Consider the following 19,922-nt stretch of genomic DNA (forward strand, 5'->3'; position numbering starts at 1 on the left):
GGCATTGACAGGATCTATGGTCCAAGAAGAGGTCACAGCTCCGTGATTGCCTCTCTTCAATGTCTTCTATCCGCCCGCTTATCCCGCTCCTCATCGCCGCAGGCATCCTGCTTGGCGGCAACGGGCTGCAAAGCACGCTGATCGCGCTGCGCGGCGCGCAGGAAGGTTTTTCCGCTTCCGATATCGGCCTCATGGGCACGTTCTATTTTGCCGGCTTCCTGCTCGGTTGCCTGGCCGTCACCCGCATCCTCAAGGCCGTCGGCCATGTCAGGGCTTTTGCCGCGCTCGCCGCAATCGCGTCGGTCGGCACGCTGCTTCTGGTGCTTGTCATCAACCCTGTCATGTGGTGCGCGATACGCTTTGCCGGCGGCTTCTGCTTCGCCGGCTTGTTCACCGTCATGGAGGCCTGGCTGAATTCCGGCGTCGGCAACAAAGACCGCGCCCGCGTCCTCGCCATCTACCGCATGGTCGACATCGGCTCGGTCACCGGCGCGCAATTCCTGATCCCGGTCTTCGGCGCAGGCGGCTTCGCCATCTTTGCCGTCATGTCGATGATGATCACCTTTTCGCTGGTGCCCGTCTCGCTCGGCGACCGCTCGAACCCGGCGCCGCCGGAAGAGGTCAAGCTCGACCTGCCGCGCGTCTGGCGGATCTCGCCGCTCGGATCGATCGGCTGCATCGCCGTCGGCGTCACCAACAGTGCCTTTCGCACGCTGTCGCCGGTCTATGCCGAGGAGATCGGCATGTCGGTGGCCGATGTCGTTACCTTCGTCAGCGTCGGCATCTTCGGCGGGGCGCTGATCCAATATCCGCTGGGCTACCTTTCCGACCGCTGGGACCGGCGCTCGGTGCTGCTGACCACAACCTGTTGCGCCATGGTCGCAGCGCTGACGCTTGCCTTCGTGGCGCACGGCGATCCGTTCCTCAACTTCGTCATCGTCTTCATCTTCGGCAGCTTCGCCATGCCGCTCTATTCACTATCGGCCGCGCATTCCAACGACCGCGCAGGCAAAGGCGAGTTCGTGCTGATCAACGCGGCGCTGATGCTGTTCTATTCCTTCGGCGCCATTGGCGGCCCGTTCGCGGCATCGGCCGTGATGCAGTATTTCGGACCGAGCGCCCTGTTCGTGTTCAGCGCCGTCGTCTACGCCATTCTCATTGTCGTGATCCTCTACCGGATGCAGGTGCGATCGGGTGTGCCGGCAGGCAAACGCAGCCGCTTCACGGCACTTTTGCGCACCTCGACGCTGTTCGCGCGGCTCGCGCGGAGAAGCGGCGATTCGGGCACGGCCGACGAATGATGACGTGGCGCCGGCTTGACGAAAGCGCGCGCGGCTGAAATTGAAAGGGGCCTAAAACCGATGCCAAAAGCGATTTGATGCACGTCATCACCACCCAGAAAGAACTCGAGAGCGCTATCGCGGCGTTCGAAAAGTCGGAATTCGTCACCGTCGACACCGAATTCATCCGCGAAACGACCTTCTGGCCGATCCTCTGCCTGATCCAGATGGCCGCGCCCGGGGTGACGGCGCTGATCGATCCGCTGTCGCCTGACATCGATCTCAAACCGTTCTTCCGGCTGATGGCCAACGAAGCGGTGGTCAAGGTTTTTCACGCCGCCCGTCAGGACATCGAGATCATCGTCCATTTGGGCAATCTGGTGCCGCATCCGGTGTTCGACACGCAGGTGGCGGCGATGGTCTGCGGTTTCGGCGACAGCGTCTCCTACGACCAGCTGGTGCAGCGCATCACCGGTGCGCGGCTCGACAAATCCTCGCGCTTCACCGACTGGCGGCACCGGCCGCTCTCCGACAAGCAGCTCGAATACGCGCTCGCCGACGTCACCCATCTGATCAAGGTCTACCAGCATCTCAGCGCCGAGTTGAAGCGCGAGGACCGCGCCCACTGGCTGAATGAGGAGATGGACATCCTCACCGCGCGCGAGACCTATGATCCGCATCCTGAGGATGCCTGGAAACGGCTGAAGATGCGGCTGCGCAAGCCGCAGGAACTGGCGATCGTGCAGGCGGTGGCCGCCTGGCGCGAGCGCGAGGCGCGCGAGCGCGACGTGCCGCGTGGCCGCGTGCTCAAGGACGACGCGATCTACGAGATCGCGCAACAGGCGCCGCGCGATGCCACAGCCCTTGGCCGGCTGCGCACGACGCCGAAGGGCTGGGAGCGGTCCGCGACCGCGACGGCGCTGCTCGGCGCGGTCAATACGGCGCTTGCCATGCCGAAGGAAGCGATGCCGAAACTGCCGAAGGCGTTCCAGCCGCCGGAGGGTTCGAGCGCGGCGGCGGAGCTGCTCAAGGTGCTGCTCCGGATCGTCGCCGAGAAGGAAGGCGTCGCCTCCAAGGTGCTCGCCTCCAGCGACGACATCGACCGCATCGCCGCCGAGGGCGACGCCGCCGACGTGCCGGCGCTGCAAGGCTGGCGGCGCGCCGTGTTCGGCGACCAGGCGCTGAGGCTGGTGCGCGGCGAGATCGGCATCAAGTTCGACAAGCGCAGGATCGCGGTGTTCGATCTTTAACGCCTTACACGAGCCCAAGCAGGTGCAGCGCGAACCAGATCCAGGCGACGAGAAGTATGCCCGCGCCGAGGAAGAAGGCGCGGCTGCGGTGCAGCACGTAGTTCCTGGTGAGATGCACCCAGGCGTGGACATAGCGGTTGACGACGAAGAGCCACATCAGCGCCAGCGTCAGGTAGTTGACGCCATTGGTGACGAATAGCGCCAGGGAGAGCACGTGGAATAGAACCGGCAGTTCGAACTGGTTGATCAGGTTGTTGGCGACGGTGACGCTCGAGGCCGGCTCGGTCGAGCGGACCTTATACTGGCTGATCTTGGCCTCGCCTGATTTTACGGCAAGATAGCGCCGCTTAAACATCACCAGATAGACGATGTAGATCAGAAGCACATGCGCCAGCATGGGCCAGAAGATGGCGGTCTGGTTCATCCCCCTGCCCGCTCAGCGCCGTTGAACCGCCAGCGCCAACACCGCGACGACCGCGACAGGAATGGCCAGAAGCGCGAATTTGGTCACGGTCAGCGACGAGGCGAAGGACAGAGAATCGGGATTGGCCAACTGGAAATCGGACAACAGGCGCGCGATCGCGAAGTTCTGCGCGTAATCGGCGACTGTGTAAGGCAGGACCAGCACCAATGCCGACAGCGCCTGCAATTGGGCAGGGATGGCGCGGAAATTGCTCAGCCGCCGGCCGAAGGCCAGGATCAGGCTGAGCAAGGTGAGCGACAGCAGCGCCGGGAACAGCAGATCGAACGTCAGATAGTGCCAGACGATGATGATCTCGCCCCCGCGCCGGCCGAGCGCCGTCAGCCATGCCATGCCTTCATCGGGCGTGAAGCCCGAGACGCGCATGTCGAGCGAAGGCAGCCCGCCGCTCAGGCGTCGGAAATAGAAAAACTCCAGCGCCGTCATGGCGATGAAGATCGCGGCGGACGCGATGGATAGCGCCGCCGCATGACGCGACAGGCGCAACACCGTCACGGTCAGGCCACGCCACAGCCTCAGTCGATCCGGCTGCTCGCCAGCCTGATCAAAGTCCGCCCGGATAGTTCGGGCTTTCGCGGGTGATCGTGACGTCATGGGCGTGGCTTTCACGAAGTCCGGCGTTTGATATGCGCACAAAGGTGGCGCGGTCGCGGAACTCGGCAAGATCGCGTCCACCGACATAACCCATAGCGGCTTTCAGGCCGCCTGCAAGCTGGTGCAGCACTCCAGACACAGGTCCTTTATAGGGAACCTGCCCTTCAATGCCTTCCGGAACCAGTTTCAGCGTGTCGCGGACCTCGGCCTGGAAGTAGCGATCGGCCGAGCCGCGCGCCATCGCGCCGACCGAGCCCATGCCGCGATAGGCCTTGAAGGAGCGGCCCTGGTGCAGATAGACCTCGCCTGGGCTCTCCTCCGTGCCGGCAAGCAGCGAGCCGATCATGGCGGCGCTGGCACCCGCGGCGAGCGCCTTGGCCAGGTCACCCGAATATTTGATGCCGCCGTCGGCGATCACCGACACACCTGCCTTCTCAGCCGTCTCCACCGCCGACATGATCGCCGAAAGCTGCGGCACGCCGACGCCGGCGACGATGCGCGTGGTGCAGATGGAGCCTGGGCCGATGCCGACCTTGACGGCGTCGGCGCCGGCATCGATCAGCGCCCGCGTGCCTTCGGCGGTGGCGACGTTGCCGGCCAGGATGCGCACGGAATTGGAAAGCTTCTTTGCCCGCGTCACCGCATCCAGAACGCGCTGCGAATGGCCGTGCGCGGTGTCGATGACCAAAAGATCGACGCCGGCGTCGATCAGGCGCTCGGCGCGCTCGAAACCGTCATCGCCGACGCTGGTGGCGGCGGCGGCGCGCAGCCGCCCCTGCGCGTCCTTGGTGGCATGAGGGTTGAGCTGCGACTTCTCGATGTCCTTGACGGTGATCAGGCCGACGCAATTGCCCTTCCGGTCGACCACCACCAGCTTCTCGATGCGGTGCTTGTGCAGCAGGCGCTTGGCCTCGTCCTGGTCGACGTTCTCCTTCACCGTGATCAGGTTCTCACGGGTCATCAACTCGTAGACCTTCTGCGAAGGATCGGAGGCGAAACGCACGTCGCGATTGGTGAGGATGCCGACCAGCCGGCCGACGGTGTGGCCGCCTGTGCCACCATTCTCCACCACGGGAATGCCGGATATGCCATGCGCGCGCATCAACGCCAGCGCGTCGGCGAGCGTCGCATCGGGGCCGATGGTGACGGGATTCACCACCATGCCGGATTCGAACTTTTTCACCTGCCGCACCTGCTCGGCCTGCTCGGCCGGCGAGAAATTGCGGTGGATGACGCCGATGCCACCGGCCTGCGCCATGGCGATCGCCAGCCTCGCCTCGGTGACGGTATCCATGGCGGCCGACAGGATCGGCACGTTGAGATCGATGTCGCCGGCGATGCGGGTGCGGATGTCGGTCTGACCGGGCATGACCTCGGAATGGCCGGGCTGCAACAGCACGTCGTCGAAGGTCAGCGCCAATGCGCCGGTGGACGTCTCGATGATTTTTGCCATGGCCAGTCCTTTTTGAATGCGGAAAAGGCGCTGGGCCGAAATGGCCAGCGCCGACTCTCATCTTCCCTTTCAGGATTGGCGCTGGCTGGTAACACGTCCCGCGGGCGATGAAAAGCCAGTCGTTGCGAGACGCTTCAGGTTCCTATTCGGCGACGACGCGGCTTTCACCGATCGTCATCGTAAGCGTCGTCACGCATCCAGTTTCCAGCATCAACAACGGGTTGTCGCTCAAGCCGCGACAGCAGTGCCGCGCGGGAGCGGGCAAATACGCCTTCGTGCGTATCGGCAGGAACTATGCGAGCCACTGGTCGCCCATGGCTCACCACGACGTAGCTCCGTCCTTCACGGACTCCACGCAAGATCAAGGAGAATTTGTGTTCGACGTCAACTGCCGAAACGGTTTCGTCCATGCCAGCACCATTGTGGTTACGTCACCGACATGCCGCAATACTACCAATCGGTTTCTCGTAGCCCCGTGCCGGCATGATGACATGCCATCGACACATACGCCACCAGTGGTTGCGGTCGCACAAAAGTGACAGCAATTTAATGCGACATCCGGGCCGATGCGTGATACCGCCCGGTCGTGCCGGCTCGCCCCCAGCCTGGCCTTGAGATTCGCGAAGTCAAACCAGGGCGCTCCCTTGAACCGCATCATCCCGCTCATCCTGGCGGTCGCACTTTTCATGGAGAACATGGATTCGACCGTGATCGCGACCTCGCTGCCGGCGATCGCCATCGACATCCACACCAGCCCGATCGCGCTGAAGCTGGCGCTGACGGCGTATCTGGTGTCACTGGCGATCTTCATTCCGGTCAGCGGCTGGATGGCGGACCGGTTCGGGGCCAAGAACGTGTTTCGCGCCGCGATTGCCGTCTTCATCGCCGGCTCGGTCGCCTGCGCCTTCGCCAATTCGCTGCCGGCCTTCGTGGTGTCGCGCTTCCTGCAAGGCATGGGCGGCGCCATGATGACGCCGGTCGGACGCCTGGTGTTGGTGCGTGCCACGCCGAAGAGCGAGCTCGTCGCGGCAATGTCGTGGCTGACGGTGCCCGCCCTGGTAGGGCCGCTGGTCGGCCCGCCGGTCGGCGGCTTCATCACCACCTATTTCACCTGGCACTGGATCTTCCTGATCAACGTGCCGATCGGACTGCTGGGCGTCTGGCTCGCCACCCGCTATTTGCCCGAGACGGAGGCCACAGAGACGCCGCCGCTGGATTTTCCCGGCTTCGTGCTCAGCGGCCTCGCGGCGTCCGGCATCGTCTTCGGCCTCTCGGTGGTCAGCCTGCCTGCCCTGCCGCCTGTCGCCGGCTTCATCACAGTTGCCGTCGGCCTGGTCTCCGGCGTGCTTTACCTCCTGCACGCGCGGCGCGCCAAAAACCCGCTGCTCGCGCTGACACTATTCCGCAACCAGGTGTTCCGCTCCTCCGTGCTCGGCGGCTCGCTGTTCCGCATCGGCATCGGCGCGGTGCCGTTCCTGTTGCCGCTGATGTTCCAGATCGGCTTCGGGCTGACGCCGTTCCAGTCCGGCATGATCACCTTCGTCTCGGCGATCGGCGCCATCGGCATGAAGTTCGTCACCGCGCTGCTGTTCCGGCTCGCCGGCTTCCGCCGGGTGCTGATCTGGGGCTCGCTCATCGCCGCCGCCTCGATCGCGATCTATGGCCTGTTCACGCCCGAAACACCCTATGCGCTGATGCTCGCGATATTGCTGGTCGGCGGCTTCATCCGCTCGATGTTCTTCACCGGCGTCAATGCGCTCTCCTATGCCGAGGTCTCGACCGCCGACACCAGCAAGGCGACGCCGATCGTCGCCGTGTTCCAGCAGCTGTCGATCGCGCTCGGCGTGGCGCTCGCCGGCGGCATCCTGGAAGTGTCGACCTCGATCCATGGCGGCCCGCTGACGCTGAGCGACTTCCACATCGCCTTCTTCATCGTCGCGGCGGTGTCGGCAGCGGCCTCAGTGACCTTCATGCGGCTCGCGCCGGATGCCGGCGGTGCCGTGTCCGGGCATGGAAGACTGACGGCGCCGAAGACGCTGGAGACCGTGGGGACGGCGGGGAAGTGAGCTTCGCTCCAATTTCGTTCATAAGGCGGGACAGCGCCCCCCTCTGGCCTGCCGGCCATCTCCCCCACTCGGGGGGAGATCGGATGTCACGCTGGCTTTCGCCAATCTCCAACATCTCAGAATTAAGCGGAGCGCCGAAACCGCCAATCTCCCCCCTTGTGGGGGAGATGTCCGGCAGGACAGAGGGGGGCGCGAAGGATCGCGACGCGGCAGCTTTTACGCTGCGTTGTTTCCGCCCTTGAATTCCTTCGCCAGTAGATAAAGTTCCACCGATTCATCCCTCGAAGCCGGCGGCTTCACATGGTGGACCGAGCGAAAATTCTGCTTGAGCCGCGACAAGAGCTCGTTCTCGGCGCCGCCCTGAAAAGTCTTGGCGAGGAAATGGCCGCCGGGCTTCAAAACCTGCAGCGCGAAATCGGCCGCCACCTCGCACAGATGCATGGTGCGCAGATGGTCGGTGCGGCGGTGCCCGGTGGTGGGGGCTGCCATGTCCGACAGCACGATGTCGGGCTGGCCGCCGAGCGCTTCCGCCAGCTTTTGCGGCGCTTCCGGATCAAGGAAATCCATCTGCAGGATAGCGGCGCCCGGCACCGCGTCCATCTCGAGATAATCGATGCCGACGACATGCGGGTTTTCGGCGCTCGATTTGGTACGCGCCGCCGCCACCTGGCACCAGCCGCCGGGAGCGGCGCCCAGGTCGATCACCTTCATGCCGGGCTTCAAGAGATGGTGCTTGTCGTCGATCTCGGTCAGCTTGTAGGCGGCGCGGGAGCGATAGCCGTCGGCCTTGGAGCGCTGCACATAGGGATCGTTCATATGGCGCTCGAGCCAGCGGCGCGAGGACTCCTTCAGCCCGCTCTTCTTCTTGATCCTGGTCTTCAGCACGCGCATGCCGGCCGAGCCCGGCTTTTCCGGTTTTTTGCTCATGGCCGTTCTCTCTTGAGCATGATCGTTTCCAAAAACCGGCTTCCGCTTTTTGGGGTCATGCTCTGCGCCAGACGCCGTCATCGGCCATCAGCTCGCTCAATATGCCTTCGCGCAGGCCGCGGTCGGCGACGCGCAAGCGCTCGGACGGCCAGACACCGCGGATCGCTTCCAGGATGGCGCAGCCGGCAAGCACAAGATCGGCGCGGTCGGCGCCGATGCAGGGATTGGCGACGCGCTGCTGGAAATCCCAGCCGATCAGTTTTTCCACCATGCGATCGACGCTTGTGCGGTCCATCCACAGCCCGTCGACCCGGCGGCGATCGTAGCGTTCGAGATCGAGATGGACGCCGGCCAGTGTCGTCACCGTGCCGGACGTGCCAAGCAGATGGAACTGGGGGCTGGCGAGCACATGCGCGAGCCGGTCGCGCCCGTCGAAGGCCTTGAGCCGCATCGCGACGTCGTCGACCATCGCCGAGAACGTCTCGCGCGTCACCGTGCGGCCGCCAAAACGCTCGGCGAGCGAGACGACACCGACGGGCAGCGATGTCCAGGAGACGATGTGGTTGGCGAGCCGCGGCGAGCGCTGGCCGCGGGTGAGGTCGATCAGCGCGATCTCGGAGGAGCCGCCGCCAATGTCGAAAAGCACCACCCCGCGCGTGTCGCGCTCGACCAGCGAGCCGCAGCCGGAAACCGCCAGGCGGGCCTCGGTCTGGCGATCGATTATCTCCAGCTTCAGGCCTGCCTCGCGTTCGACGCGTTCGAGGAACTCGACGCCGTTCGCGGCCGAGCGGCAGGCCTCGGTGGCGATCAGCCTCGCCTTCCTGATCTTGCGGTTGCGCAGCTTCTCGCCGCAGACCTTGAGCGCCTCGACGGCGCGGTCCATGGCAGCCTGACCGAGCCGGCCGCTGGCGGAGAGCCCCTCGCCCAGTCTGACGATGCGCGAGAAGGCATCGATGACGCGAAACTGACCGTGCCGGCCCGGCACCGCAACCAGAAGCCGGCAGTTGTTGGTGCCGAGATCGAGAGCGGCGAACACCGGCAGTTCGTGCTGCGGCGGACGCGGCACGCTTGCAACCGGCAGCCGCGGTTGCGGCACGATCGGCGCGGGCTCGGGCGTGCGGCTGGCGGGATCCACGGCTGGCGCCGATAGCGGTATGGCGCCGTTTTCATCGCGCGCGAAAACCTTGCGGCCACGCCTGCGCTTGCGGCGCTTGCGCGTCTTGCCCTTCTGGTTCTCGTCTTGATTGTCGGCATGCCTTTGGTCGGCATGTCTGGCATGCGCGCCCGCGTGACGGCTGAATCGCGTTGCTGACGGGCCCGCCGCTTCCGTCGGCGATGCCCCGGACATGCCCACTGCCGACGCGCCGGCGCCGGTATCGTGGTCTTCCACTTCAATTCCTTCCGGCGCCGCGCGAACCGGGAAGGACGCAGCAGGCACCTCGATTTGTTTCAAGTTGAGGACAGACTAGCAGCGCGTTTGGTAATCACCAAGAGCGCATGGTCCGATTTTTGGCACCGTTACGCTGAGGCAATCTCATGCCGGTTGAATAGCCGGCTTCAATCAGGCATGTCTCAAGCGAGGGGATAGAGAGGCCGGGCAACAGCAATCCATGAGCTGCAACGCATGACGATCTCGCCATGAACTGGAGGCGTTATTTCTGGCCAGTCATCGGCATAGCGGCCGTGGTGTTCTCGCTCTGGCTGCTCATCCACGAACTGCGCGGCATCTCACTCGACGACGTCTGGGCCGGTATCATCGCCATTCCGCCGCGTGGCTGGATACTGGCGGCGCTGAGCTCGGTCGTCGCCTATGCCTCGCTAGCCGGCTACGACCACATCGCGCTGCTTCATATCGGCAAAAAAGTGTCGTGGCTGTTCGTCACGCTGTGCTCCTTCACCACCTATGCGCTGTCGCACAATATCGGCGGCTCGGTGATCTCGGGCGCGGTGATCCGCTACCGCGCCTATGGCACGAGGGGCCTCACCGGCCAGGATGTGGGCGTGCTGGTGGCGATCTGCTGGATCACCTTCGTGCTGTCCAGCCTGCTCGCGGCCGGCCTGGTGCTGGTGTTGGAGCCTCAGATCGTCGACCGCTTCTCAGGCGCGCCGCATCACGGCCCGGCGATAGCCGCCGGCCTTGCCATGCTGATCCTGGTCGGCGCTTACGTCTTCGGCAGCTGGCTGCATCTGAAGCCCCTCAAGATCGGCAGCTTCCAGCTGCATTATCCGGCGCTGCCGATCGTGGCGCGTCAGTTGCTGATCGGCCCGATCGAATTGCTGGCGGCGGCCGCGATCATCTTCTTCGCCCTGCCTGCGGCAGGCAATCCCGGCTATTTCGTCGTGCTCGGCGTGTTCGTGGTGTCGTTCTCGGTGGCGCAGCTCTCGCACGCGCCGGGCGGGCTCGGCGTATTCGAGGTGGTCTTCCTTGCCGGGATGTCCGACATGGACCCGGTCGGTGTGCTGGCGGCACTCCTGGTGTTCCGGCTGTTCTACCTGATCATTCCGCTGCTCATCGGCCTCTGCCTGGTACTGTTCTTCGAGCACTCGCAATACAGCCGCGGCGACCGCTGAGCCTTGCCGAGCGCTCCGGCGAGTGATTAGGAAAAAAGGCTGCGGTTGAACTGCGGCGCGGGGTTGACTATTTTCGGGCGGCGGCTACAAGGCAGCGCTCGCGGCGCTTGAGCCGCCCGCTTCGCGCGTTACCGAGCGCGCCTGCTGGGGAATAGGTTAACGGTAGACCAGCGGACTCTGACTCCGTTAGTCCTGGTTCGAATCCAGGTTCCCCAGCCAGTTGATTTCATTACGCTTTTTCATGGTTCCCCTGCAGTATCTCGCTAGTGCGGCAACGCGCTGACGACGATTGCGGTCAAAACTGCAGCGATGACCGCCAGGACGATCGCAGCGAGCCGAATGCGCTTCACCCAGAACTGCCGACCAGGTCGTCGGGCCACCGACGCGCCATCGTATGCCTTGGTCAGTGAATAGGAGATGCTGGCGCCAGTGGAGGAATTGAGCTTGTCCACAAAAAACTGTTCGTCCATCGGTTTGAGAGCCGCAACTGAGCTTTAGACTAGAGCCAGGATAAGTGTGTAACGGTTTTCCGTCCGGAATTGCGTAAAAACAAATAGCTAGAGCGGTTCAGCGTTTCCGTGAAACGCTGAACCGCTCTAGTGGTAATGCCCGCTGGCGCCGTTGGCGCGCTTTTGGATTTCAGGCAATGCTATGATAACGGGTGATTGGTGAGAGCGAGTTGACTGCAGGAAGGGGAAACGTTTGAACCGCACTTTGGTAACAGTCATCGCAGCAATCTGCTTCACAATATCGACTGCTTCAGCCGAGCAGGGAGAGCAGCAAAACATCAATTACTTGGCACGTATGGCAGATGGCAAATTGCATCGGGCTGCAGCAATTTCAGGTAACATCTATGGCGTATTGAAAAGGTGCCCGGCACTGAGACCAAGTGAAAGTGGAAAAGCCATGATGGCTGTCTCCATCCTTTTGTACCACGGGCTAGATAAGCACTTGGCGCCTAATCCGGCTAAATTCGAGAGGGCTATCCGCGTGTTCGAAGGCGCTTACCGTAAGGCTGCTCTCAATAAGGTTGATTGCCAGGCCGAGAAGGCCAAGGACCCAGATAGTTACCGGTAGATGCCTCGCTACCGGCCTTGCGATCGGCTTAGGCTTTGCCATCGTCCAGGCTATTGCCAGCGAAGCGAGACTGTCGACTTGTCTCGCGCAAGGACCTGGTGAAAACGGAACCGCATTTGCGGATCTTGCCGCCACCAGTCTTCGGAATCGCATTAACGAATCGTAGACCGCGCTGTCCTATTCTGAGACAGCGCGGTTCTACACCCATCGCCCGCGCAGGCGGCTCCGGCGCTCAGGCACCCTACCCCTAGTCGGAGCCGCCACTTTGTATATTACCAGCAAGGGTTGAATCAACTCTTACCAAGCATCGTTGCTAGTGTATTTTAGCGATCGCTAGATTTCGAAATATCAACGATGGCCGCTATGCCAGCGAACTCGCCATCGACTTTTGGTTGCCACGCGCTCGGTTTTGATTTGCTTCCGTTCTGCCACCGGCGCCCGCGACCTGGCTTAGAAGGTTTGCGACGAATATTAGCAATCAACGATATATTAACGGCTAGGGCGCAGCCTTTCCGTATCGGGGACGAGAACCGCCCCCTGATCGACGATCCGGCACTTATATGCCGAGACGTTCGACCGATGCGGAGCAAAACGCATGAGTGTCGAAACAGCGCTGGCGCAGCTGTTGCGCATGCTTCACCGTCGAGCCTTGAATTTGGCAAGCTTGCCGGACGATGAGAGAGACCCGCACTACGACCGCATCCGCCGTTCATGTTGCGGAGCGGCCGAACATATCGGCCAGAGCCCCGACAATGCAGCCATCACGGCCAACAGCATGGTCGAATTTACGCGAGCGATGGTCGGGATCATCGAGGCAAGGCGGTAGGCGGCGCTCAGCCGCAAGCGCATGACCAGTTCCTTCGCCCGGCAGGCAGGGCTGAGGTCGGAGAGCAAGATCGGATGGACGGGTCTGCCCGCCGGCTACCTCTTCCATAGCGGGCATTACAGCAATTTACTCAGCCGCCTCGTACCCCGCGATGCCCTTGATCTCCAGAAAATCCTCCAGACCGTATTCGGCGTATTCGCGGCCGTTGCCGGACTGCTTGTAGCCGCCGAAGGGCAGGCCGGCGTCCCAGGTCGGGTAGTTGATGTAGACGTTGCCCGAGCGCATGCGGGCTGCCGCCTGGCGTGCCTTCTCGATGTCCTTGGCCTGGATGTAGGAGGCAAGGCCGAAGACGGTGTCGTTGGCCTGCTCTATCGCCTGCTCGACCGTGTCGTAAGGCATGATCGACAGCACCGGTCCGAAAATCTCCTCCTTCGCGATGCGCATGTCGTGCGTGACGTTGGCGAAGACGGTCGGGCGGACATAATAGCCGCGGTTGAGCTCGGCCGGACGGCCGGGGCCGCCGGTGACCAGGGTTGCGCCTTCGTCGATGCCGCTCTGGATCAATCCTTGAATCTTGTCGAACTGCAATTGGCTGACCACCGGGCCGAGCTTCACGCCCGGCACGTCGGCCGGGCCGACAGTGAATTTTTCCGCCGCCGTCTTGGCATAGCCGGCCGCTTCGTCATGACGATCGCGCGGCACGAACATGCGGGTCGGCGCGTTGCAGGACTGGCCGCTGTTGCCGAAGCAGCCCGCGACGCCCTTGGCGACCGCCTTTGCGAGGTCGACGTCCGGAAACAGGATGTTGGCCGACTTGCCGCCGAGCTCCTGATGCACGCGCTTGACCGTGTCGGCCGCCGCCTTGGCGACCAGGATGCCGGCGCGGGTTGAACCCGTAAACGACATCATGTCGACATCCGGGTGGCTGGCCAGCGCCTGGCCGACGGTCGGACCGTCGCCGTTGACGAGGTTGAAGACGCCCTTCGGCACGCCGGCCTCGTCGATGATCTCGGCGAAGATGATGGCGTCGAGCGGCGCGATCTCGGATGGCTTCAGCACCATGGTGCAGCCCGCGGCGAGTGCCGGGCCGACCTTGCAGGTGATCTGGTTGAGCGGCCAGTTCCACGGCGTGATCAGGCCGACGACGCCGATCGGCTCCTTGACGATCAGCGACGAGCCTTTGACGTGGCGGAACTGAAAGGTCTTCAGCACCTCGGCCATCTTCTCCAGATGCGCCTGGCCGACGCCGACCTGGCTGTCCAGCGCCATCTGGTGCGGCGCGCCCATCTCGCGCGAGACGGCGAGCGCAAGATCCTTGCTGCGCTTCTTGTAGACATCGATGACGCGGTTGAGGATATCGAGGCGTTCCTCGACCTCGGTGAAGCCGAAGGTGGCGAAGGCGCGCTTGGCGGCGGCCACCGCCTTGTCGACGTCGGCTTTGGTGCCGAGCGAGATCTGCGCGAAGGCGTCCTCGTTCGAAGGGTCGATGACGTCGCAATTGTTCGGTACCACCGGGTCCACCCAGGCGCCGTCGATATAGAACTGCAGATCGTGTGACATGCTTTCGCTCCCTACGGGCCTGCCCGGCTTCGATTGTGGTGAGGTGATCGTCGTATACCGTCAGAGATAACGATGCGGCAACCGCCCTGTCAAACGCAAGCGCTGGTGATTGAGCCACGTTGAATTCCCGATGCATACCGCCCGAAACCGTGCAGCGGTTTCGGGAAAACGACATGAATAGGGACAAGACTTAAGGCGCCAGCCTCTTGCTCATATAGACCGTCGTTCCGTTCATGAACGGCTCTTCGCGGTCGATCGCGTAGCCGTGCTTGCGATAGAGCAGCACATTGGCTTCAAACGCGCCGTTGGTCAGCAGGCGAAGCTCGCGGCAGCCTGTTTCGACGGCCTTGTGCTCGGCGCTGTCGAGCAGCTTGCGTCCGATGCCCCTGCCCTGCGCCTCGGCCGCCACGGCGACATTCTCGATCCAGATATGATCGTCATGCGTCATGGTTTCGATCAGGCCGACGATGCGGCCGTCCTCGATGGCGAGCTCGAACTGGTGCTCGTCCAGCGCCTTGTCGTAGTCGGCGCGCATCGGCAGAGGCTCGCGGCCGATCACCGGCACCCATTTGGCGTAGGCCGCCCGCACGATGGCCTTGATGGCGGTGGCATCGGCTGGGCCGGCCGACCGAAACTCGATGGAAGAAACGACAGTCATTCAGACGCTCCAAAATGCAAAAAAACCCGCCGATCGTTTGCGACGGGCGGGGCTGGGGATGGATGAACCGGGTGACTTGCTAGCCGGCCTTTGTCTCCATGCAATCAGCTTGCCGCTCCTTGGAACGGCGGCGTCGCTGCGGATTTGCGAAAAAGGTGGTCATGGCGCGTGAAGCTGGACCGGGAGCCGCGACGCTGTCAAGCCGGTCGCAGGCCGTCGCCCTATCGGCACATCGTTCGGAAAAATCGATCGTTATAACTCGAATAATTCGTTGGAAAGATTGGTTCTGGAATGCCATTTCCCCGGACATCATACCCGGAGAATTGCATTGTCTTTCCTGCCCGTCACCGCGAACGATCTTCCACACGGCCTGAATTCGGCCGATGCCGGAAGCAAGAGCCCGGCTTTCGCCTCGATCTGGGCCGGCACCCTGCCGGGCATCGTGCTGGTGGCGATGATCACCTGCGTCGCCTATTCGGCGCGCAACCTCTCCGGCCTCACGCTGTTCAGCCCGATGATCCTCGCGGTCGTCGCCGGCATGGTCTATTCCAACGTTCTCGGCACGCCTGCCCACGCCAAGGCCGGCATCACTTTCTCGCAAAAACGGCTGCTGCGCTTCGCCATCGTGCTGCTCGGCTTCCAGCTCACGCTCGGCCAGGTGGCGGGCATCGGCCTCGGCGGCGTCGGCATCGTTGCCGCCACGCTTGGCGCGACCTTCCTCTTCACCGTCACGCTCGGCCGGCTGATCGGCGTCGACGCCAAGCTGGCGCAATTGATCGCGGCCGGCACCTCGATCTGCGGCGCTTCGGCGATCGTCGCCACCAACATCGTGACCGATGCGCGCGACGAGGATGTCACCTACGCCGTCGCCGCGATCACGCTGTTCGGCACGGTCGCCATGCTCGGCTTCCCGCTGCTGGCGCCTCTGTTCGGCCTCGACCAGCATGCTTTCGGCCTCTGGGCGGGAGCCTCGATCCATGAGGTAGCGCAGGTGATCGGCGCCGGCTTCCAGAACGGCACGCTTGCCGGCGAGACCGCGACGGTCGCCAAGCTGACGCGCGTCGCCATGCTGGCGCCGATGGTGATCGCGCTCGGCCTGATGGCGCGCCGCGGCAGCACTGATGCTTCCGCCGCCAAGCCGCCGATGCCCTGGTTCGTGGTGGCCTTCGTCGCGGTCGTGGCGCTGAACAGCCTGGTGGCGATCCCGGCGCAGCTTCATTCGGTAGTTGCTCTTTCCGCACAGATCATGCTGACCATGGGGCTCGCCGCCATGGGCCTTCAGGCCGACATCTCGGAGCTGCGCTCGTGCGGCCTGCGCCCGCTGATGCTGGCCTTGTCGGCCTTCATCTTCATCGCGGGCTTCAGCCTATTGCTGGTGAAGCTCGCCTAGCCCTCGAAAGAACTCGCCGCGACATAGATCGCAGCCAGCTTCTCGATGCCGGCCTGGTCTTCCTTGTCGAAGCGGCCGGGCAGAGGGCTGTCGAGGTCGAGCACGCCGAAGACGCCGTCGGCGTCGCGCAGCAACACCACCAGCTCCGAGCGCGAGTCGGCATCGCAGGCGATGTGGCCGGGGAAGTCGTGCACGTCCTTGATCAGCATCGACATGCCAAGATCGACCGCCGTGCCGCAGACGCCCTTGCCGACCGCGATGCGCACGCAGGCCGGCTTGCCCTGGAAGGGCCCCAGCACCAGCTCTTCGTCGGACTGCAGGAAATAGAAGCCGGCCCAGTTGAGGTCCGGCACCATCTGATAAATCAGCGCCGAGGTGTTGGCGGCATTGGCGATGGAATCGCCCTCACCTTCCAGCAGCGCTTTCAGTTGCACGGCCAACTCATTGTAGAAGGCCGGTTTGTTGCTCGTGTCGATTGCGGTTGCCGCAAACATCCTGGTCGTTTCTCCGTTGCAAGGGCGCTGACGCGCCCGCTACAGTCCCGCTCTCTCTGCCACCAAAGCGACCGCCGGGAAACAGCCTATCGTGACTTCCAGCCATGCCAGAACGATCCGGATCGCCGCCGCCGTGATCCGGGATGACAGCGGCAAGCTGCTTCTGGTGCGCAAGCGCGGCACCAACACCTTCATGCAGGCCGGCGGAAAGATCGAGCCGGGCGAGGCGCCCGCCGCCGCTCTTGCACGCGAATTGCGGGAGGAATTGGGCATCGTCGTCGACCCAACGACCGCTTTGCATCTGGGTTCCTTCTCGGCGCCCGCCGCCAACGAGCCGGATGCCCGCGTCGAGGCCGAGCTTTTCGAACTGGCGATCGCCGGCGAACCGATCCCGGCGGCCGAGATCGAGGAGATGATCTGGCTGAGTCCTGAGCTGGCACACGGCATCGAACTCGCGCCGCTCACGACCGACATCGTGCTGCCGCGCTACGGCCGCCAGCCATGAGCCAGGCAAAGCCATCTCCAGGCGGCGAAGCCTCCCTCACCTTCGCCGTGCTGGTCTTTCCCGGCTTTCCGATGATGGCGTTTTCTTCCGTCATCGAGCCGCTGCGCGGCGCCAACATTCTTGCAAAACGTGAATGCTACCGCTGGGTCATCGTCGGCGCCGATCCCGGCACCGTCGAGGCATCGAACGGCGTCATCATCCAGCCCGGCTTTTCGGCGGCGGGCGCGCCGAAGGTCGACCGCATCGTCGTCTGCTCCGGCGGCGACGCCGACCATGTCGTGGCCGACGAGGCGATGAGCTGGATCCGGAAGAGCCTGCGCGGCGGCGCGCATATCGGGGCGGTAGCCGACGCCGCCTTCTTCCTCGCCCGCGCGGGCCTGCTCGACGGCCATGCCTGCACCTTGCACTGGACCAGCCAGGCCGCCTTCACCGAAGCCTTTCCGGACATCGAGCTCAGGCGCGACCTCTTCGTCATCGACCGCAAGCGTTTTACCTCGGCCGGCGGCGTCGGCAGCCTCGACATGATGCTGGAGATCATCACCCGCGACTACGGCGCCGAGCTCGCGGCCGGCGTCGCCGAATGGTTCGTGCACAGCCCGCTTCGATCCAGCGTCGACCGCAAGCTGATGCCGCTGCGCCTGCGCACCGGGGTGCAGAACGAGCTGGTGCTGTCGGCCATCGCCATCATGGAGGACGCGGTCGAAGAGCGGCTCGGCATGGCCGACCTCGCCGAGCGTCTGGGCGTGTCCTCCGACAAGCTCGAGCGCAATTTCCGCGCCGAACTGGATATCTCGCCCAATGGCTACTACCGGCGGCTCAGGCTGAAGCGCGCCGCCGACCTGTTGGCGCATTCGACGCTGATGGTGCGCGACGTGGCGCTCGCCTGCGGCTTTGCCTCGATGTCGAGTTTCTCCCGCGCTTTTCGCGAAGAGCATGGGCACGCGCCGAAGGCGATGCGTCGGCATTAAGGTGTTGTGCGCGCTGGCGCGATGAGACGCTGGCGGGACAGCGCCCCCCTCTGTCCTGCCGGACATCTCCCCCACTTGGGGGGAGATTGGCAGCTTCAGCGCCGGCTCTTCCTTTTCGACGTTGAAGATTGGCGAAAGCCGCGGTGACATCCAATCTCCTCCCTTGTGGGGGAGATGTCCGGCAGGACAGAGGGGGGCGCGAAGGATCACGGCGTTGCGGCACTCAGCACAACATCTGCGGAATGCCGCACAAGCTCGAAACACCGCCCGGCTATGTTCTCTGCAACAGGAGGCACCCATGAGCATCGTCGTATTCGACCCCGACAGCACCGAAGACGTCGACTTCAAGGACCGCATGCGCCACCCGGCCGCGGCCGATCCCGCTGGTGGCATGTGGCTGTCCGACACCGAGCCGTCCTTCATCGACGCGGATGCGCTGCGCAAGGGCCGGCTCGCCAAGCTGCGCGGCTGGATGCGCGAGGCGGGCTATGGCGGCGTCGTGCTGTTCGATCCCTACAACCAGCGCTATGCCACCGGCTCGCGCAACATGTTCGGCTATTTCCTGCGCAATTCGACCCGCTACTTCTTCATCCCGACCGAAGGGCCGGTCGTGCTGTTCGAATATCCGCAGAGCTACCATGTCTCCATGGTGCTCGACACGATCGACGAGGCGCGGCCGTCCAAGCTGGTGTGGTCCTCCGTCTCCGGGCGCGACGACGAGACCGCCGGGCCGTTTGCCGACGAGATCGCCGAGCTTTTGAAGAAACATGGCGGCGGCTCGATGAAGCTCGGCCTCGACCGCTGCAGCCATCTGCAGGCGCTGGCGCTGGAGAAGCGTGGCTGCGAGGTGAAGGACTGCCAGGGCGAGATCCTCGCGGTGCGCGCGGTGAAGACGCCTGAGGAGGTGAAATGCCTGCAGGCCTCGATGGCCGGCGCGGAAGCCGCGGTGGCCGCCGTGCGCGAGGCGATCAAGCCCGGCGTTTCCGAAAACGAGCTGTTCGCCATCATGTATCACGAGGTGATCCGCCAGGGCGGCGAGTTCATCGAGACACGGCTGCTCACCTCGGGCCAGCGCACCAATCCATGGTTCAACGAGGCGAGCGGCCGCAAGATCAGGCCGGGCGAGCTGGTCGCGCTCGATACCGACACGATCGGCTGCTACGGCTATTATTCCGACTTCTCGCGCACCTTCCGCTGCGGCCCCGGCAAACCGACCCCCTACCAGAAGTCGCTCTACCGCATGGCGCACGACCAAGTGCAGCACAATATCGGGATCGTGAAGCCCGGCATGGCGTTCCGCGAGATCGCCGAGAAGGCGTGGAAGATCCCGAACCGCTTCGTCGACCAACGCTACACCTCGGTCATGCACGGCGTCGGCATGCATGGCGAGACGCCGTTCATCGCGCATGCGATGGACTACGAGACCTATGGCCGCGACGGCATCATCGTGCCCGGCATGGTGGTGAGCGTCGAAAGCTATATCGGCGAGAAGGGCGGCCGCGAGGGCGTCAAGCTGGAGGACGAGATCCTGATCACCGAGACCGGCACCGAGTTGCTTTCGCGCTTCCCCTACGAGGATGAGTTTTTGGAGCCGCAGGTTTGATGCCGGTAAGCACGATGAGCATCGGTCCCGCATCGCAAGCCCTGGCGATTGGCCGCAACACCCGTGCCGTCGTCATTCTAGGGCGAAGCAAGGAGCGAAGCGACGCGGCGCAGACCCTAGAATCCATGCCGTTCCGTCTCCGCTTCGCCACGGTGCGGAATTCTGTTAGGCAGCGATCGACGACCAAGGTAACGGCATGGATTCCAGGGTCTTCGCGAC

At 63.8% G+C, this 19,922-nt stretch carries 20 protein-coding genes and 1 tRNA gene; 11 read left to right on the top strand and 10 right to left on the bottom strand.

Features of this window, described 5'->3' with window-relative positions; all coding sequences use genetic code 11:
- The first annotated feature begins 59 nt into the window (after nt 1-59).
- On the top strand, nt 60-1,301 hold the full coding sequence (locus tag AC4FWB_RS02705; protein WP_491024209.1) for an MFS transporter: 1,242 nt from the start codon (nt 60-62) through the stop codon (nt 1,299-1,301).
- A 77-nt stretch (nt 1,302-1,378) separates the two neighbouring features.
- The gene (gene rnd, locus AC4FWB_RS02710; RefSeq protein ID WP_491024210.1) at nt 1,379-2,530 is read left to right on the top strand and encodes a ribonuclease D; all 1,152 of its coding nucleotides are present in this window, start codon (nt 1,379-1,381) and stop codon (nt 2,528-2,530) included.
- A gap of 4 nt (nt 2,531-2,534) precedes the next feature.
- Here the strand turns inward: rnd and AC4FWB_RS02715 are convergent, their stop codons facing one another.
- The 4 genes from AC4FWB_RS02715 to AC4FWB_RS02730 all read right to left on the bottom strand — a co-directional run bounded on the left by AC4FWB_RS02715 (nt 2,535) and on the right by AC4FWB_RS02730 (nt 5,468).
- The gene (locus AC4FWB_RS02715) at nt 2,535-2,954 is read right to left on the bottom strand and encodes an MAPEG family protein (protein ID WP_491024211.1); all 420 of its coding nucleotides are present in this window, start codon (nt 2,952-2,954) and stop codon (nt 2,535-2,537) included.
- Nucleotides 2,955-2,966: 12 nt separating this feature from the next.
- Nucleotides 2,967-3,512: a hypothetical protein gene (locus tag AC4FWB_RS02720; RefSeq protein ID WP_491024336.1), complete on the bottom strand. Its 546-nt coding sequence runs from the start codon at nt 3,510-3,512 to the stop codon at nt 2,967-2,969.
- Nucleotides 3,513-3,555: 43 nt separating this feature from the next.
- A complete protein-coding gene (gene guaB / locus AC4FWB_RS02725) occupies nt 3,556-5,058 on the bottom strand; it encodes an IMP dehydrogenase (protein ID WP_491024212.1) in 1,503 nt (500 codons plus the stop codon).
- A gap of 164 nt (nt 5,059-5,222) precedes the next feature.
- Nucleotides 5,223-5,468: a type II toxin-antitoxin system Phd/YefM family antitoxin gene (locus AC4FWB_RS02730; RefSeq protein ID WP_491024213.1), complete on the bottom strand. Its 246-nt coding sequence runs from the start codon at nt 5,466-5,468 to the stop codon at nt 5,223-5,225.
- A 234-nt stretch (nt 5,469-5,702) separates the two neighbouring features.
- Here AC4FWB_RS02730 and AC4FWB_RS02735 point away from each other — a divergent pair, with 234 nt between their 5' ends.
- On the top strand, nt 5,703-7,124 hold the full coding sequence (locus tag AC4FWB_RS02735) for an MFS transporter (protein ID WP_491024214.1): 1,422 nt from the start codon (nt 5,703-5,705) through the stop codon (nt 7,122-7,124).
- A gap of 216 nt (nt 7,125-7,340) precedes the next feature.
- Here AC4FWB_RS02735 and AC4FWB_RS02740 read toward each other — a convergent pair whose 3' ends face one another.
- Together AC4FWB_RS02740 and AC4FWB_RS02745 are read right to left on the bottom strand one after the other, a co-directional pair.
- Nucleotides 7,341-8,051, bottom strand: a complete 711-nt coding sequence (locus tag AC4FWB_RS02740) for an RlmE family RNA methyltransferase (RefSeq protein WP_491024215.1) — start codon at nt 8,049-8,051, stop codon at nt 7,341-7,343.
- A 55-nt stretch (nt 8,052-8,106) separates the two neighbouring features.
- The gene (locus AC4FWB_RS02745) at nt 8,107-9,441 is read right to left on the bottom strand and encodes a Ppx/GppA phosphatase family protein (RefSeq protein ID WP_491024216.1); all 1,335 of its coding nucleotides are present in this window, start codon (nt 9,439-9,441) and stop codon (nt 8,107-8,109) included.
- A 248-nt stretch (nt 9,442-9,689) separates the two neighbouring features.
- Between AC4FWB_RS02745 and AC4FWB_RS02750 the strand changes: the two genes are divergently transcribed.
- Nucleotides 9,690-10,622: a lysylphosphatidylglycerol synthase domain-containing protein gene (locus tag AC4FWB_RS02750; protein ID WP_491024217.1), complete on the top strand. Its 933-nt coding sequence runs from the start codon at nt 9,690-9,692 to the stop codon at nt 10,620-10,622.
- Between the two features lie 145 nt (nt 10,623-10,767).
- A tRNA-Gln gene (locus AC4FWB_RS02755) sits at nt 10,768-10,841 on the top strand.
- A 44-nt stretch (nt 10,842-10,885) separates the two neighbouring features.
- On the opposite strand, the gene AC4FWB_RS02760 is transcribed toward AC4FWB_RS02755, so the two are convergent.
- Nucleotides 10,886-11,092 carry a hypothetical protein gene (locus tag AC4FWB_RS02760; RefSeq protein ID WP_491024218.1) on the bottom strand — a complete coding sequence of 69 codons (207 nt, stop codon included), beginning with the start codon at nt 11,090-11,092 and terminating at the stop codon, nt 10,886-10,888.
- Between the two features lie 232 nt (nt 11,093-11,324).
- On the opposite strand from AC4FWB_RS02760, the gene AC4FWB_RS02765 reads away from it, so the two are divergent.
- Together AC4FWB_RS02765 and AC4FWB_RS02770 are read left to right on the top strand one after the other, a co-directional pair.
- The gene (locus tag AC4FWB_RS02765) at nt 11,325-11,699 is read left to right on the top strand and encodes a hypothetical protein (RefSeq protein WP_491024219.1); all 375 of its coding nucleotides are present in this window, start codon (nt 11,325-11,327) and stop codon (nt 11,697-11,699) included.
- A gap of 595 nt (nt 11,700-12,294) precedes the next feature.
- Nucleotides 12,295-12,525: a hypothetical protein gene (locus tag AC4FWB_RS02770; RefSeq protein WP_491024220.1), complete on the top strand. Its 231-nt coding sequence runs from the start codon at nt 12,295-12,297 to the stop codon at nt 12,523-12,525.
- A 126-nt stretch (nt 12,526-12,651) separates the two neighbouring features.
- Here AC4FWB_RS02770 and AC4FWB_RS02775 read toward each other — a convergent pair whose 3' ends face one another.
- Together AC4FWB_RS02775 and AC4FWB_RS02780 are read right to left on the bottom strand one after the other, a co-directional pair.
- Nucleotides 12,652-14,085: an aldehyde dehydrogenase family protein gene (locus AC4FWB_RS02775; protein WP_491024221.1), complete on the bottom strand. Its 1,434-nt coding sequence runs from the start codon at nt 14,083-14,085 to the stop codon at nt 12,652-12,654.
- A gap of 190 nt (nt 14,086-14,275) precedes the next feature.
- Nucleotides 14,276-14,743, bottom strand: a complete 468-nt coding sequence (locus AC4FWB_RS02780; RefSeq protein WP_491024222.1) for a GNAT family N-acetyltransferase — start codon at nt 14,741-14,743, stop codon at nt 14,276-14,278.
- A 328-nt stretch (nt 14,744-15,071) separates the two neighbouring features.
- On the opposite strand from AC4FWB_RS02780, the gene AC4FWB_RS02785 reads away from it, so the two are divergent.
- Nucleotides 15,072-16,133: a YeiH family protein gene (locus AC4FWB_RS02785; protein ID WP_491024223.1), complete on the top strand. Its 1,062-nt coding sequence runs from the start codon at nt 15,072-15,074 to the stop codon at nt 16,131-16,133.
- Here the strand turns inward: AC4FWB_RS02785 and AC4FWB_RS02790 are convergent.
- Nucleotides 16,130-16,627, bottom strand: coding sequence for a GAF domain-containing protein (locus AC4FWB_RS02790; RefSeq protein WP_491024224.1), 498 nt, complete (start codon nt 16,625-16,627; stop codon nt 16,130-16,132). The genes AC4FWB_RS02785 and AC4FWB_RS02790 overlap by 4 nt on opposite strands.
- 91 nt (nt 16,628-16,718) lie before the next feature.
- Here AC4FWB_RS02790 and AC4FWB_RS02795 point away from each other — a divergent pair, with 91 nt between their 5' ends.
- From AC4FWB_RS02795 to AC4FWB_RS02805, 3 genes are all read left to right on the top strand, one after another.
- A complete protein-coding gene (locus AC4FWB_RS02795; protein ID WP_491024225.1) occupies nt 16,719-17,132 on the top strand; it encodes an NUDIX hydrolase in 414 nt (137 codons plus the stop codon).
- Nucleotides 17,129-18,100 (top strand): GlxA family transcriptional regulator, encoded by a 972-nt coding sequence (locus AC4FWB_RS02800; protein ID WP_491024226.1) that lies wholly within the window; start codon nt 17,129-17,131, stop codon nt 18,098-18,100. The genes AC4FWB_RS02795 and AC4FWB_RS02800 overlap by 4 nt, the downstream gene beginning before the upstream one ends.
- Before the next feature lie 298 nt (nt 18,101-18,398).
- Nucleotides 18,399-19,703, top strand: coding sequence for a M24 family metallopeptidase (locus AC4FWB_RS02805; RefSeq protein ID WP_491024227.1), 1,305 nt, complete (start codon nt 18,399-18,401; stop codon nt 19,701-19,703).
- Nucleotides 19,704-19,922 lie beyond the last annotated feature (219 nt).

This window comes from Mesorhizobium sp. LEGMi-168a (assembly GCF_058312955.1).

What these genes read in the sequence shown, in the direction of transcription:
- AC4FWB_RS02705 (WP_491024209.1), top strand. Translation starts at nt 60, where the DNA reads ATGTCTTCTATCCGCCCGCTTATCCCGCTCCTCATCGCCGCAGGCATC.
- rnd (WP_491024210.1), top strand. Translation starts at nt 1,379, where the DNA reads ATGCACGTCATCACCACCCAGAAAGAACTCGAGAGCGCTATCGCGGCG.
- AC4FWB_RS02715 (WP_491024211.1), bottom strand. Translation starts at nt 2,954, where the DNA reads ATGAACCAGACCGCCATCTTCTGGCCCATGCTGGCGCATGTGCTTCTG.
- guaB (WP_491024212.1), bottom strand. Translation starts at nt 5,058, where the DNA reads ATGGCAAAAATCATCGAGACGTCCACCGGCGCATTGGCGCTGACCTTC.
- AC4FWB_RS02730 (WP_491024213.1), bottom strand. Translation starts at nt 5,468, where the DNA reads ATGGACGAAACCGTTTCGGCAGTTGACGTCGAACACAAATTCTCCTTG.
- AC4FWB_RS02740 (WP_491024215.1), bottom strand. Translation starts at nt 8,051, where the DNA reads ATGAGCAAAAAACCGGAAAAGCCGGGCTCGGCCGGCATGCGCGTGCTG.
- AC4FWB_RS02750 (WP_491024217.1), top strand. Translation starts at nt 9,690, where the DNA reads ATGAACTGGAGGCGTTATTTCTGGCCAGTCATCGGCATAGCGGCCGTG.
- AC4FWB_RS02760 (WP_491024218.1), bottom strand. Translation starts at nt 11,092, where the DNA reads ATGGACGAACAGTTTTTTGTGGACAAGCTCAATTCCTCCACTGGCGCC.
- AC4FWB_RS02770 (WP_491024220.1), top strand. Translation starts at nt 12,295, where the DNA reads ATGAGTGTCGAAACAGCGCTGGCGCAGCTGTTGCGCATGCTTCACCGT.
- AC4FWB_RS02775 (WP_491024221.1), bottom strand. Translation starts at nt 14,085, where the DNA reads ATGTCACACGATCTGCAGTTCTATATCGACGGCGCCTGGGTGGACCCG.
- AC4FWB_RS02780 (WP_491024222.1), bottom strand. Translation starts at nt 14,743, where the DNA reads ATGACTGTCGTTTCTTCCATCGAGTTTCGGTCGGCCGGCCCAGCCGAT.
- AC4FWB_RS02790 (WP_491024224.1), bottom strand. Translation starts at nt 16,627, where the DNA reads ATGTTTGCGGCAACCGCAATCGACACGAGCAACAAACCGGCCTTCTAC.
- AC4FWB_RS02800 (WP_491024226.1), top strand. Translation starts at nt 17,129, where the DNA reads ATGAGCCAGGCAAAGCCATCTCCAGGCGGCGAAGCCTCCCTCACCTTC.
- AC4FWB_RS02805 (WP_491024227.1), top strand. Translation starts at nt 18,399, where the DNA reads ATGAGCATCGTCGTATTCGACCCCGACAGCACCGAAGACGTCGACTTC.